This is a genomic window from Clostridium sp. LS, from assembly GCF_002760435.1.
Classification (GTDB): domain Bacteria; phylum Bacillota; class Clostridia; order Clostridiales; family Clostridiaceae; genus Clostridium.
Genome location: NZ_AUUU01000101.1, coordinates 91,515 through 106,409 on the forward strand (window position 1 = coordinate 91,515; position 14,895 = coordinate 106,409).

Annotated in this window: 13 protein-coding genes; 3 read left to right on the forward strand and 10 right to left on the reverse strand. The window is 29.1% G+C overall.

Going from position 1 to position 14,895, the window contains the following annotated elements; all coding sequences use genetic code 11:
* Nucleotides 1-119: 119 nt before the first annotated feature.
* The 5 genes from COL3_RS20485 to COL3_RS20500 all read right to left on the reverse strand — a co-directional run bounded on the left by COL3_RS20485 (nucleotide 120) and on the right by COL3_RS20500 (nucleotide 4,794).
* Nucleotides 120-482, reverse strand: coding sequence for a sulfite exporter TauE/SafE family protein (locus COL3_RS20485; RefSeq protein ID WP_008421145.1), 363 nt, complete (start codon nucleotides 480-482; stop codon nucleotides 120-122).
* A 513-nt stretch (nucleotides 483-995) separates the two neighbouring features.
* A complete protein-coding gene (locus COL3_RS20490) occupies nucleotides 996-1,943 on the reverse strand; it encodes a transglutaminase domain-containing protein (protein WP_008421147.1) in 948 nt (315 codons plus the stop codon).
* 117 nt (nucleotides 1,944-2,060) lie between these two features.
* The gene (locus tag COL3_RS20495) at nucleotides 2,061-3,137 is read right to left on the reverse strand and encodes a galactose ABC transporter substrate-binding protein (protein WP_008421150.1); all 1,077 of its coding nucleotides are present in this window, start codon (nucleotides 3,135-3,137) and stop codon (nucleotides 2,061-2,063) included.
* 159 nt (nucleotides 3,138-3,296) lie between these two features.
* Nucleotides 3,297-3,422: a hypothetical protein gene (locus tag COL3_RS29630; RefSeq protein ID WP_008421154.1), complete on the reverse strand. Its 126-nt coding sequence runs from the start codon at nucleotides 3,420-3,422 to the stop codon at nucleotides 3,297-3,299.
* Nucleotides 3,423-3,573: 151 nt separating this feature from the next.
* Nucleotides 3,574-4,794 (reverse strand): metallophosphoesterase, encoded by a 1,221-nt coding sequence (locus tag COL3_RS20500; RefSeq protein WP_008421156.1) that lies wholly within the window; start codon nucleotides 4,792-4,794, stop codon nucleotides 3,574-3,576.
* A gap of 689 nt (nucleotides 4,795-5,483) precedes the next feature.
* Here COL3_RS20500 and COL3_RS20505 point away from each other — a divergent pair.
* Nucleotides 5,484-5,858, forward strand: a complete 375-nt coding sequence (locus tag COL3_RS20505; protein ID WP_008421159.1) for a hypothetical protein — start codon at nucleotides 5,484-5,486, stop codon at nucleotides 5,856-5,858.
* Nucleotides 5,859-6,226: 368 nt separating this feature from the next.
* A complete protein-coding gene (locus tag COL3_RS20510) occupies nucleotides 6,227-7,105 on the forward strand; it encodes a DHHA1 domain-containing protein (protein ID WP_008421161.1) in 879 nt (292 codons plus the stop codon).
* A 43-nt stretch (nucleotides 7,106-7,148) separates the two neighbouring features.
* Here the strand turns inward: COL3_RS20510 and COL3_RS20515 are convergent, their stop codons facing one another.
* From COL3_RS20515 to COL3_RS20525, 3 genes are all read right to left on the reverse strand, one after another.
* Nucleotides 7,149-9,596: an EAL domain-containing protein gene (locus COL3_RS20515; RefSeq protein WP_008421163.1), complete on the reverse strand. Its 2,448-nt coding sequence runs from the start codon at nucleotides 9,594-9,596 to the stop codon at nucleotides 7,149-7,151.
* A 124-nt stretch (nucleotides 9,597-9,720) separates the two neighbouring features.
* Entirely contained in the window at nucleotides 9,721-10,509 is a 789-nt protein-coding gene (locus COL3_RS20520; protein WP_242982164.1) for a ribonuclease H, read from the reverse strand.
* A 174-nt stretch (nucleotides 10,510-10,683) separates the two neighbouring features.
* Nucleotides 10,684-12,132 carry a GH25 family lysozyme gene (locus tag COL3_RS20525; RefSeq protein ID WP_008421167.1) on the reverse strand — a complete coding sequence of 483 codons (1,449 nt, stop codon included), beginning with the start codon at nucleotides 12,130-12,132 and terminating at the stop codon, nucleotides 10,684-10,686.
* Between the two features lie 290 nt (nucleotides 12,133-12,422).
* On the opposite strand from COL3_RS20525, the gene COL3_RS28930 reads away from it, so the two are divergent.
* On the forward strand, nucleotides 12,423-12,569 hold the full coding sequence (locus COL3_RS28930) for a hypothetical protein (protein ID WP_180277968.1): 147 nt from the start codon (nucleotides 12,423-12,425) through the stop codon (nucleotides 12,567-12,569).
* Between the two features lie 270 nt (nucleotides 12,570-12,839).
* Here COL3_RS28930 and COL3_RS20530 read toward each other — a convergent pair whose 3' ends face one another.
* Together COL3_RS20530 and COL3_RS20535 are read right to left on the reverse strand one after the other, a co-directional pair.
* On the reverse strand, nucleotides 12,840-14,249 hold the full coding sequence (locus COL3_RS20530) for an MFS transporter (RefSeq protein ID WP_035282972.1): 1,410 nt from the start codon (nucleotides 14,247-14,249) through the stop codon (nucleotides 12,840-12,842).
* A gap of 34 nt (nucleotides 14,250-14,283) precedes the next feature.
* Nucleotides 14,284-14,730 carry a MarR family winged helix-turn-helix transcriptional regulator gene (locus tag COL3_RS20535; protein ID WP_008421171.1) on the reverse strand — a complete coding sequence of 149 codons (447 nt, stop codon included), beginning with the start codon at nucleotides 14,728-14,730 and terminating at the stop codon, nucleotides 14,284-14,286.
* Between the last annotated feature and the right edge of the window lie 165 nt (nucleotides 14,731-14,895).

Genomic DNA, 14,895 nt, shown 5'->3' on the forward strand with positions numbered 1-14,895 from the left:
CCCTTAATTTTATATTTTCTATCATTACCATTATAATCCTTTTAACTCAAATAAGGTATACAAAAATTTGCATACCTATTTAAACAAAATTCTTTTACTTTATAATGCCTTTTACTTAATTATTTTCCAAAAAAAGTTTTTATTCCAACTAAGATAATAAATATCCCAAATGCTTTTTTCATTATGCTCATTGGAAGCATATTGGCTAATAGGCCTCCAAACTTAGCGCTTATAAGCATTGTAATACATATAATTATTCCAGCTAATACGTCTGTATTCCCCTTTTTATAGTATTCCAAAAATGCAAGAATGCCAACTGGAGGAAGCATTGCAACTAAAGAAGTCCCCTGTGCCTTCAATTGAGAAAATCCTTGTAAGAACACTAACGCGGGAATTATAATTATTCCACCCCCAATTCCAAAAAGTCCGCTTAAAACACCTGCTGCAATACCTATTATTATATAAATTATTATATTAAACATAAGTTTCCTCCTTAAATTACTTTAATCAATTATTATATATTTAAGCCTTGAAAAAACAAAATATTATTAATAATATTATATTTAAATAAAACTATTCTCCAAAACAACTTTAAAAATACTCTACATTATAGGGTGCTGATTATCTTTAAATTTTATGCTATCTAAAATCTTCATTGCTATTAAAATTGTATAAGGGGATGCATTTGGATTCCAAAAATCTGCCTAGCATTACAATACATCCAGATCTAATTTTCTGATAACTTTCAAAAGTTAAAATTCTCAATAATATCACCCTTCTATATTCATCAAAATCTTTAAATTTACCAGCAAACCAATTTCCATTATTAATTTATTATAGCATATATTACAAACACTCTCGTCAGGTCTTATAAACTTCAAAATCAAGATTATTGATATAAAAATAATAGAAGCCCACTAAAAATTAAATACCTTTGTAAATATTAGTGGGCTATAAATAAAATATATGCCTTAGTTTACATATTATTTATCTACCTAATTTGCACTTGGATATAGTGAAGTGTCCCATGAATGATCTGCTTCCATTTCCTGATCTGTTAAGTTATAATACTTGTGGCTTAAGATATCCTCAAAAGATACTGGATCATCCCAAGTACAGTCAACATGACGCCATTTACCGTCTATATAAACCATATTCCAAGCATGAGCTTGTCCATCAGCAGTACCTTGTACAATAGTTGATTTAATTCCTGCAAGAGAAAACATTTTTTGAGCCAGCATTGAATATCCCTCACAGACTCCAGTATGTTTAAGCAATGTATTATATGGATCATATATTGTAAAAGTTTGATCATATTCTGTGTTATTAACTATCCAGTCATGAATGGCAAGTTCTTTATCAGACTGGCTCATACTGTCTGGAGCGATATTAGAAACTATTTCTCTTGCTTTTGTATCCAGTTCAGCTGCCATGTCTGCTGTCATTTTATAAGTACAGCTAATTGTAATATGAATATAGCCTGAGCCATCACTTAATATGTCTAAAGTATAATTTGATACATTAAGCATCTCATATGGATTTGAAATCTTTAGTTTATCTATCTCATTATTTATAATATTTTCAACGTTTTTCAAATCTCTATCATTACTAGAATATTCGATTTTGAATGTAGGATTTTCGATGCTTATATTCTCTAATATTTGCTCCCGTAATGATGTATTTGTTGAATCTGTCCAAGCTCCACCAGAGCTTAAATAATATCCATCAATAGTAGTATCATGAGCCATATAACCATTTGAATAAAAATAATACCAATTTCCATCAATTAATTTCCAACCTGTATACCATGAGTTTTTACTTGCATACCACCATCCTTTTGAATCTTTCTTCCATTCTGCATGTGCTGATATTGGATTCAATAATAATGCTGACGAAATTATTAATGAACTAGTTATAATCTTTGTTAACTTCAACCTTTTCATTCTATGTCCTCCCATTTATGATACTTTTATAATATAATTGTATACCAAATAATAATTTTGTTAAATACATAAGACATATGAATATTAAGGCTATTATTCCTCAATAAACCAAAATATTTAGAATGGATTTGCTTTATTTGTATAAGGTTGGTAGTTATATGGAATGATAATTTCTCCTTTGGAAGTATTATAATTTGTATTTTCTGTTGGAGCTAAATTGTTTATCAAGTTCATTCCTATAGAGTAGAGCATTTTAGCTAAAACATTAGAATCTTGGACAACTGTTCCTGTCATAAATCCCTTGTCAATTAGGTCCTTTGCTTCTGGTAATGCATCAATTCCAACAACAGCAATATTTTTTAATTTATCACCTTTATTGTATCCATATTTTTGAAGTGCATCAATAGCACCTAAAGCCATAGCATCATTGTTAGCAATTATCGCTTCGATTCTGCCATTGTAATTTAAGAATAAACCATTCATTGAATCTTTAGCTAAATCTCTGATCCAATTATCATTTACTAATGCCAATTGTTGCGTTTTTATTCCTGAATCTGTAATAATTGATTGCGCATATTTTGTTCTATCAATTGCTTGAGGATCACCCGCTTCACCTTGTAATAAAACATATTGCAAAATGTTGTCATTATTTTTATCTAAAATTGCTTTATTAGTATTCCATAAGTTAAATAAGATTTTGCCTTCTTCTATACCAGCTGTTTTAGAATCTGGTATTACAAAAGCGGCTTTATTATAAATTCCAGAAACTTGAGATACGGTTTCTGGAGGGATATTCAAAAAAATTACTGGAATATTTTTTTGTTTAACTCTATTAATAATATCTTCAACAATATTTTCATTTTTCTGTGCTAAGTTTAATATAAGTAAATCATAGTTACTTCTAAGTGCAGAATCAATTATCTCATTTTGTACAGCAATATTATTTTTTGCGTCAAAAAATGTAAACTTAACGTTATTATTCTTGTCTTGTTCAATACTTTCCAAGCCTTTCCTAAGTTCCATCATATACGGATCATAAAGTCTGTGAATTATTACAGCAACGTTAGCAATCCTTTTATTATTTAAATCTGTATTTGGGTTAGCTAATGTGCTAACTTGAGTGAAATTCGCAGTTGTAAATATAATTAACACTCCAACTGTAATTTCTACTATTATCTTTTTTAATATCTTCATAATAATCCTCCGCTTCATATAATTGTTCAAAATTATACTCTAGTGTTAGATTGTATATAAAATGAAGAATTTATTCTATTATCATCAAAAAAAGCACAGCGCTAATCTATACTTAGCGCTGTGCTTTTTGCTTTAATTTATACCGGGTTTACCCCTTCATTAAATATCTCTAGGAATGCCCCTTACTGGTTTATGTCTCTTTCTATTTTTTGCCGGCATTACTGTATTTGATTTATTATTTGATTCATTCTCAATGTTATCTGTAATAAATTTATAGTTTGTCATTCTTATCACCTCATTTTTATTTTTGACCGATTATTGAGTTTATATTCATAATCGAAAATGAAGTGTAGAAAAATTATTACTTAATAATACAGCTTGGCCTTCAACTCATCTAATTATTCCATGAAAATCTATTATATACTTTATTTAACCATTAATTGCTCTCTCCTGGCGTTAAATCTATAGTCTCAGAAGCCCCCCATGAGATTGATGCATTCGGATTACTAGGGTCTGCATCATATAAACATTCACGAACTGTCATTTTTTTAGCCTTAGGATCGATATCTATAAATTGGTATGAAAGCTTAGTTTCATCCTTAGCTGAAATATCTCCTTTCATTGGTGAATCAACACGAAAAGTATGAAGATTAACTGGATTACTTTCTGTTCCCTTCCAATCATAAAATTCATTTTTATTGTCATGTCCATGGAAATATGCCACAATATTAGGATGTTTTTTAATAAATGCTGCAAGTGCATCTTGTTCTATTGTATCAGCTGAATCAACTGTGTTGCCATCTGCTAGTTGATCTACAATCTCGTTTTCAAATTTATCATTTCCATTAATATCGTGACTTCCATTAGGATTAGTAAAAAGTTTTGCTTCTGCCACCGGCGGTACATGTGTAAATATTATTACTGGAGTATTAGCAGATACGCTAGCAAGGTCTTTTTCCATCCATGCTCGTTCTTCTGAATCAGGCCAAATATTTAAAAATTCCATATGAATTCCACCTATATCTTTTGAATAATGTAACTTATCTTTAGAATAGTCAAAATTATCCTTTGTAAGTGGTGTTGATGGTTTCATCATTCTATTATAAATTTCTATAAATGAGGTAGGATCTTTGTCAGGATACATAGGTTTAGTAAATCCAATAGCATTACTAATGTCATGATTGCCTGGAGTTAAATATATCGGTGATTTTTGATTATTTTTATCAGTTAATGTTAATCCATCAATAAAGTCTGCTTTAAATTGATTCCACGATGCAGCGGCATTCTGAATTGCAGAACCCTCTTTACCTTCTTCTCTATTGGCAATATCTCCAGTTACTACTGTAGCATCAACTGCACCTATTTTCTTATCTGCATTGACTCCACCATCAGATGGCAATGTTAATGTTGGCATCAAATTCATCTTTTTGACCATAGCCTTATTTACAACATCTGAATCTACATTCTTACTTCCTTGAAAGCTATCTTTTTTTAAACCAAAATGTACATCAGACGTATATATAATTTGAATTGTCCCTGAATTAGCAGCTTGTCCTGCTGTGCCTTGTGAAGAAGCAGCCGTTGTTATACTGGAACATCCTGTAGTTACCATCATAAGTGATACAACAATTCCTAATAATAAACTCTTTTTTCTCATACACTTTCACCTCATTATTTTACAACTTAATTTATATTCAGCACTGCTCTAGTTGAATTCCTTAATTAACAATTGTCCCAGAAAATAATAACTTTTTCACTGATTTAATGATCTTTTTGCTCCTCAAGTAGTTCAAAAATATTATCAATTTCCTTTCCATCAATTAGATTAGTACTGATTAAAACATTCATTATCAAATCTCCTAAACTCCCTTCATATATCTTATAGACTTACCCGCCTCATCTATTTAAAGATAAATCTATATTCTATTATTATATTAATTTCGAAAAATAGGATTTTCGGTTTATTTTTAGACTCTCCTTTCTATGTTATATTTAAATTATACATTATTGATTTTAACCCTAATTTGTTAAAGGTAAATTATGGAAATGTAAAATTAAATATCTTAATGTTAAATTATTAGATACATTCTAATTGCTTCTACTAGTTTTAATAGTTATTTGATAAAAAAAAAAGCTTAAAGAGATAATACAAAATAATCAACCATTCAAAACATATTAGTGATAATGGAAAAATGTATATAATATTTATAATTTGGGGAATAATTATAGTACATATAAATGGAAAATTCAAACTATACTTTTTTAAATGGAGGTAATTAAATTGTAAGGCAAAAAACATAATCAATATCATGGGGCTATCCAACTAAACCAAAGGAGATGCTGCTTGTGGCAAGTAACAGCAAAATGTTTGATTTACTTAATAAAATGTATTCTGAAGTTCAAGATATGAAATCAGATATTACTGGCATGAAATTAAGTATGAACGATATGAGAGCTGACATTAATGAAAAACTTGATAAGCTAGTATATAAAGTTGATAAAACCAATATTACTGTTGAAAATGACTTAAAACCTAAAATTGAAGTTTTATTTGATGGGCATATACAAAATGCAGAATCAATAAATGAGTTAACAAACACAATTGATAATTTACAAAATAGCGTAAACGATTTAAATGTGAGAACATTAAAAAATGAGCATACTATAAATGGTTTTTCAAAGGTCCATAAAGTTAATAATCAAAAAAAGAACCCTCTTTAATTTGTATTAGCATTATAAAAATTAATAAGCTGAGATTTAAATTTATTGAAAATCTCAGCTTATTAATTTTATATTTATATATTTGAAAATTAAACTCTGTATGTATCATATATGGTATTATAATTTCTCCGTTGACAGCCTCATAGTTTGTATTTTCAATAGGATTTAGGCTATTAATTAGGTTCATCCTATCCTATACAAGGTTTCAGCTACGACATTGGAATCTTGTAAAGGATAATGCAAAAATAAAAACTTTTAAATTTTTATGAGGCTGTATTTTTAAAAATGTATTTAAAAAATAAGCTATAAAATTAATAAATAAAGTTATAATTAATATATGGTGAACTAAAATTTAGGAGGAACTTTATATGAAATGTTTTTATCATAATGATTCAGATGGAAAGTGTTCAGGATTTTGGATACATAAAAGTCTAATGATTACAGATAGCTATGCTAAAGAGTTTATAGAAATAGACTATAGAACGAAGTTTCCTATGAAATCAATATACCCTAATGAACAAGTCTATATTGTTGATTTTTCAATATCACCTGATGACATGATTGAGCTACTGAAGATAACTAAAGATGTTACTTGGATAGATCACCATAAAACATCTATAGAAAAATATAAGGATTTTGAGCCTGAAATAAGAGGTGTTAGATACGATGGAGTTGCAGGATGTATGTTAACTTACTGCTATCTTAATCATATGACTCAAAAAGGTCAAAAAAATATCATCCCCTTTAATTTGTTAATGACAGAAGCTGCCCCTATGTTTACAAAATTAATTGCTGATTGGGATGTTTGGAAATTTGATTTTGGTGATAATACTCGTTATTTTCAAATTGCCTTCGATGCCTATGATTTCAGCCCTAGTTCTAAGAATTGGTTAAAGTTCTTTAAAAAAGTCAATTTTGAACAAGAAATGATTCATGAAGGGGTTGTTATGGCAAAGTATAGAGACAGCTGGGCAAAAGAATATATAAAAATGGGCTTTGATACAATATTTGAAGGCCATAAATGCTTTGCTGTAAATTTAGGTATGGCCAATAGTGATTATTTTAAAAGCATCAAACAAGGAAAGTATGAAATATTTATGTTATTTTCATTTGATGGAGATTTATTTAAAATATCTATGTATTCAGATTCAGTTGATGTATCTAAAATAGCAATCAAATATGGCGGAGGCGGGCACAAAGGTGCTTCAGGGTTTCAGTGCAAGGAGCTGCCTTTTAAAAAATCATAAAATTGACATACTCCTTACTGTTTCCCATTTTATGTTCTCCATGCTATGAAATAATAAACTTATGTTCAAACTCCGTTATTTCCATGGGTTTTCCTATTAAATACCCTTGAATATAATCACATTCCAGCTCAGTTAAAATTCTAAGTTGTTCTTCAGTTTCAATTCCCTCTGCAACCATTTTAAGACCAAGAGTATGTCCTGTGTTTATAATCGCTTTTACAATCATTACATTTCTATAATTTTTTTCTAAGTTCATTATAAGCGACCTATCAATCTTTAGTTTATCAACAGGTAACCTGCTGGCATAGCTAATAGATGAATAGCCTGTCCCAAAATCATCTAATGAGATTTTAACCCCCATACTTTTTAGCTCTGTCAATACGTTAATAATTGTTTCAAAATCTTCCATGGCTTCATCTTCAGTAATTTCAATATTTAAAAATTCTGCAGGAAGCGAATAAATCTTTAAAACATTCTGAACTAATGGTACAAATTCAGGTTGTTTTAATTGAGCATAAGATGTATTTACTGATACGCTAACCTCATTTCTCCCAAGTTCATGCCATCTCTTGCATTGCATACAGGCATTTTGCAATACCCAATTATCAATTGAAACCATTTCACCTACATTCTTAGCAATGGGGATAAATTCTGCAGGAGAAATAACTCTATCTCCATGTTTCCATCTAATAAGGGCTTCTGAATATGAAACTTCCATTGATTTTAAATCCATTATAGGCTGATAATAGACTATAAATTCATTATCTATCAATGCTTTATTCAGCTTCTTTTTCATTTTTAATTTATCAAAAAACGCATCGTTCATTTTGGAAGAATATATTGCATAATCAAAACCACCATTTTTCTTAACTTCATACATAGCTAAGTCAGCCTTTTTAATTAAAGTATCTGTATCCTCCCCATGATCAGGATATATACTAATTCCTATGCTAGCACCAACGATTAAATGTTCTTCATTAAATATAAAAGGTTTTTTGAGTGCATTTTGAACCCTTACTGCTATTTCTTGAGCATAAGTCTTAGATTTTAAGTTTCTTAATAGAATTATAAATTCGTCACCACCAATTCTACTAATATCATCCTTAAGGCCTATGACTTCTTTTAATGTAGCTGCCACATTTTTAAGAACCTTATCACCAACTTGGTGCCCACAATTGTCATTTATGCTTTTAAAGCCATCTAGATCTATAAAAAGAACTGCAAATTTATTATTTTTATTTTCCAATAACATATTAAGATTTTCTCTCATCATTTTTCTATTGGGAAGCTCTGTAAGAGCATCATAATATATAAAATGACGTATTTGTTCTTCTGCTCTCATTCTATCTATAATCTGCATTTTAAGCATTATATTTGCATCTTCTAATTTCATCATATAGTTTTTTTCTATTTCTGATACTCTTTTTCTTTCAGAAATATCATGTAATAATATTACTATACCAAGTACGTCATTATACTCATCATATATAACTGTGCTTGATAATTCGAATTCCGTATAATTTCCATCATTCTTTTTTAGCTTAACTTCAACATTCTTTACATAACCTTTTTCCATTATAGCCTTAAAATTAAAATCCACATCATCCATTAATCCTTTAAATGGTTGTCCAACTAATTCCAAAAATTTGTAATCAGTTATAGATAATGCTGCATCATTGCAATTTTCAATAATAAAGTCTAAATTCAAAATAAAAATAGGTTCAATAACAGTTCTAAAAATGTACTCTGATATATATTTTGGGGTGGTTAACATCATTTTATGCTTATTTATTGCATAATAAACACCTCCCAAGGCTATAGTTACCGTCAAAACCCCTGAAGGAAAGATAACTACACCAATTAGAGGTAAAACACAATCTGTAATTATTCCTATAGTGACACTGATAATACAAGTTATTAAAATAATACTTGCTTGCCTTTTTACTCTATTTTTTTTGGAATATTTACCTCTTAAAAACAATATTACAAGTCCAGAAGTATCAATAATAGTAGCCCAAATACCATAACTAACTTGGCTAAACATATCTGGAGATACATCAATCCATCCATAATATACTTTAGTCATTGCTGCTGACGGTTCAATAAAAATATTACCTAAAAAAAATATTGTTGCAGGAATGAACGCTAAAATTTTTACTATTGATATTGATTTTTTACATTCTGTACTATTGAATAAAAACGTAATATATAACCAATACCCATTAAAAAAACAGTAGCCAAAAACAGCAAAAGCCCTCCAAAAAAATGCTATATTTATATCTTCAGACGTTAACATCATTGCATATCCACCCGCCCAAAAGCTGCAACAAATACTTAACCCTAAAAATACTTGATTTATTTTTGATTTCCTATCCATTTTATAGGAATACATACCTAAAACCAAATAAAAAATACAGCATAAAAATAATAATATAAATAATGTAATCTTAATAATACCATCTCCGTTATAGAATATTTTAATAAAACTCACTTTATAATCTAAAAAAACATAATTATAAATCTATTAATAAATAACTACATAATTGAGCATTTTTTGCCATAATATAATTCTATTATTAAATTTAGAACTATTCAATGTTTTTTCAAAGCCATCCTTAAGTTAATAGTTTATTTGTAGCTGCATCTCTGGCATACATATCACAAAGAGAGTTTTCAAAATGGTTTGAATGTGCTTTTACCCATTGGAATTCAATATATTTTTCTTCACATATCTTATCAAAGCAGAGCCACTTTTCTATATTTTTAGCCTTTTCTCCATTGATGGTTTTAAATCCATTTAATTTCCAAAGAGGCAGCCACTCCGTTAAGCCTTTTCTTACATATTGGCTATCAGTTACTATTCTTATTTTTTCTACCTCTTTTAATAATTCAAGAGCTTTTATTACTGCTTCGAGTTCGGCTTGGCTGCTTCCAATTCCTTCAACTTTTTCTGTAAACAAATTATAATTTCCTTCCAAGTCTTCTATTATAAATGCAAAACCACCGTAATTCTTATTTTCAAGGTAACTGGCATCTGTGAAAATTTTAAATATTTTTTCCTCAGCACTATTTTCATCTATAACGTAGCTGTCATAGTTATTGTTTCGCTTGTCTAACACAACTATTTTACTTCTATCATTAAAAGCAGCAACATCTTTGTCTTCTCTTATAACAAATTTTACTTTAAATCCTACATAATATGTATCCATGCGTTTATTATGCAGCATTTTTCTAAGTTGATATTCCTGAACCTTAAAAAAATTAGTTAGATTATTATCATCTATAAAATATAATTCCTTTTTTACAGGATCAAATTTTATTAAGAAGTACTCTTTATCATTACTTATTTTAATTTTAAAACTATTATTATTATTATCTATAATTTCCATTGTAAAAAGCTTCATTTCCACATTTATTACTCCTTAAAATTGATTTATGATTATTAGTTTTTCTTTTCTCTTTCATTAACAATTATATTCCAAAAAACATATTTATCATACTAAAGCATACCTTAACCCAAAAGTTAACTATAAAAAAATGAGAACCTCCTCCTTCTTGACTTGGTTCTCATCGTAATATTACCTAAAAATATCTTGTGTAAATTGATCTAAATCGACATTACCACTAATTCCATCAATGGATCCTTGATCTGTGTATTGGAAGCCTGCTCTAGAACTCCATATATTATTGGATGGTAAATTATTAATATTCCTATAATAGTTAGCCTCCCATAATGAATATTTAGCTAATCTACTATCTAAATTACTTATAAAATCTGAATATGTATATATACATACATCCATATTGCTTAATCTTTTAAATTCATTAATAAATCTTATTGTGTAATCCATAACATCAAAACTATTTATTTCTACATCTAATACTGGCTTTAAGTCACTTTGTTTATCTTTTATATTATTATAGAAATTTTGTGCTTGTGTTTCAGGGGAGCTTGTCCCAACTAAAAAATGATAGAAACCAATTTTTAGTCCTGCATTTCTTGCATTATTATAATAAGTCCCTAAATAACTATCAACATAAGTTGTCCCTTCGGTAGCTTTCATGTAAACCACTTGAATCCCAGCTGCTTTAACTTTTGTGAAATTAATCTGTCCATTATAATGACTAATATCTATACCTTTATATATACTCCCAGTAACTGCTCCAGAATCACTATTTGAGGAGTCAACTTTTGCTGATCTTTTTCCATCAGGACCGATTTGATACCCACCTGCTATTGTGTTTGTAAGTAATCTTCCTGTAAAAGGATCTAAGTAATAATAGTCACTTCCTGAACTTACCCAGCCTGTTGCCATGGCTCCACTGTTCTTTAAGAAGTACCAATTTCCACTAACATTGACCCAGCCCTTTGCCATTGCACCAGTATCATATAAATAATACCAAACTCCGTTATTTAAGATCCAGCCTGTAGCCATACTTCCACTATTGTTAAAATAATACCAATAATTATTTATTTGCATCCACCTAGTTGTCATAGCCCCATTACTATAAAACATATAAGTTTTATTATCTATTATATTAAGACCAGTTATCATAGCACCAGAATTATTAAGAAAATACCAAGTATTATTTAGCAGCTTCCAACCTGTGACCATTCTACCCGAGTTATCTAAATAATACCACGAACTATAAGAGTTTAACCAACCCGTTGCCATTTTACCATCATAATTTAAGTAATACCAATAGCCATCAGGATTAATCCAACCACTCGCCCTTGTATTATCTGATTTATAATAATACCAATATCCATTTTCTTTTTTCCAGCCTGTATTTGATATTATATTGATATTTCCAATATTATTAATATTTTGAGTGTTATACTTAGAAATAGCATTTAATGCATTTGGCTTGCTTTCAGGTATCCCTGGATTTGGATCTGAATTTGATGATTGTGTATCACTACTACTTGAATCAACAGTTGCAGCTTGTACACTTATCCCTTGACCAAAACTTAGTATAATTGCAAAAGTTAAAACAAATGAAGCAAGTTTCTTTTTAATATCCACGTAATCGTTCTCCTTTTACTCATCTTTTGTTATGAATGCTGATTTGCCCTAATACAGTACTTCTCAGTAAATACAGTTCATTTAAATTATATAATCGTCCACCTCTGTAAACAATAATTTTACTATGGGTATCAAGGAAAATATTGGACACATAATTAATTTATAAACTACTTTATTATAATAATTTACGATATAAAGATAATTAATAATTGTTATTCATTAATAATGTTGCAATTTTCTAAATTTTCTAATATAATATAGGTATACATACTAGAAAGAAGTGATGTTAAATGAAAAAATTATTCAATAAAACTTTAATCAAGAAAATTATCGAATTTTTATTATACGGGCCAGGATATAAAGCTCCTGAATATGCTTATGTTCGTGCAAATAAAACTTCTAATAAGAACATATCTACTGATACAATTCAAAGATAAAAAGCTAATGAAAAATTATAATTTCTATTAATATAAGATTTTGAATTTTACTAAGAGTATAGCGAAAACTATCACTAGTAAAATTTGCACAAATAGAAAAATTAATATAATGAAAATAACACAATGAGTAGTGTAATCGCGTAAATCCAGTTGATTACACTACTCGTTTTTTATTTTATATCTTAAATTAAAGAGGAAAATTATGCTCAAAACAAAGTTTCAAAAGTTTTTCCTTACTATATAATGCTAAGAATCAAGTTTTTAACTTTCTTAAGATTTCTTTCCACGTAATCTTAAGAAAGTTAATATGGCTCCTATAAAGCTTATTATTCCAGCAGTTATATATACAATTCTCATACCATATATGAAAGCATCATTTCTTCCCACAACATAATCTGTAACACGATACCCTATTTTAAAACTCATCATACTATATAGAAGAGTTGTAGCTAAAGCTATTCCACATACCATTCCTAAGTTTCTTACTAAGGCATTTACGCTCCCTGCGATTCCTAATTTATCTTTTGGTACTGTAGACATTATTAATGAATTATTAGGCGATTGAAATAATCCCATACCAATAGACATTATTCCTATAAGTATTATTGTAATCAATAAATTTGAATCTACATTTAAAGTAGCCATTAATAATAATCCTAAGCTTATAAGCAATAAACCTATAAAAGTTAAAACTTCTGATCCAATTTTATCTGATAAACTTCCGCTTAAAGGTGCTACTACAGTTAAAAGCAAAGGATAAACCATAAGTATTAATCCTGTATGTTCTGGAGTATAGTTCATTACATCTTGAAGATAAAATGGCAGAATAATATTATTACAGAATATTGCCACAAATGTTATAAATGCACAAAATATACTTAATGAAAATAACTTATTGCCAAATATATGCAGTTGTAATAATGGATCTTCTTTTTTCTTTTCTACAAAAATAAATGCTATAAATGAAATAATGGAGGCAGCAAAGCTTAACAAAATCATTGGATTTGTGAAACCAACATTTAATCCTTCATCTAAGGCACCAAAAAGCGGAACTATAACAAATATAAATAATACGGCGCCAATGATATCTAACTTTCCTTTTACTGTTTTGCGACCTTTAGGTAATAACTTCATAGCATAAAATAATGCTACTATACCAATAGGAACATTTATTAAAAAAATAAATTCCCAGCTGGCTGCACCCACTATTAATCCTCCAAGACCTGGTCCTATTAAGGATCCTAGTGCTACAGAAGTTCCTAAAAATCCAAGTGCCTTTCCTCTTTCATTTGGCGGGAATGTCTCTGTAATAATTCCCTGATTATTAGCCATAGTTCCTGCAGCTCCTATAGCTTGTACAACTCTTGCTAAAATTAATATTGGAAAAGAATTTGTAATGCCACATAGCAAAGATCCAAAGGTAAACAGGCCCAATCCTAATTTAAACATCTTGGCTTTCCCAAACATATCTCCTAATCTTCCAAAAATCAACACTGTCCCTGCAATAACTATTAAGTAACTTGTTGCAACTAATTGTATACTTGAGGTTGTTACATTTAAAGCAGTAGCCATTTTGGGTAATGCTACATTTACAATACTACCATCTAAGGCAGACATAACTGTAAACATTAAAACAATAACCAATATAGACCATTTGCCTCTAACATTTTCTTTTTCCATATTCTCCTCCATTTAAATTCCTCCTTTTAATAAATTATTCCTCAACCTTTTCCTTTAATTTTTGTGTTCTATCTAAAATCTTTTTTAAGGACCTTGTAGTAATAATTTTCTCTTCCTCAGTTAAATCTTCTGTTACTAAGTTCACCACAACTTGAATATCCTTGCGAATTTGTGGTATTAGTTCCTTAGCTTTTGCTGTTAAAAATAGATTACAGGCTCTGCTATCTTTTTCATCTTGTTTCTTATATACAAAGTCTAACTCTATAAGTTTTGCAATCGTTCTTGCTGACATAGCTTTATCATTGCCTATTTCTTTACTTAATTTATTTTGACTAATACCTTCATTTTTTTCTAAAGTAAATATGTATGAAATGGAACCACTACTTATTTCGTATTTTTTTAAAACTCTATCTAAATAAATTTGTGAGTTTCTAAAAATCTTACTATTAAGCATTAGAAAATGTATATTTTCTCTTTCCACAGTTTTTACCTCCTAATCATATAACAATTAAGGAACATGAAAATAAATAACAAGTCCAAAGTTGTCATGGATATTTTTCATCAGGCAGCGGGCCTATTAGGTCAATTTACCGACGCAGCATGATGGAAAATAGGCTGGCAAATGGACTTGTTATTTTTTGATTGT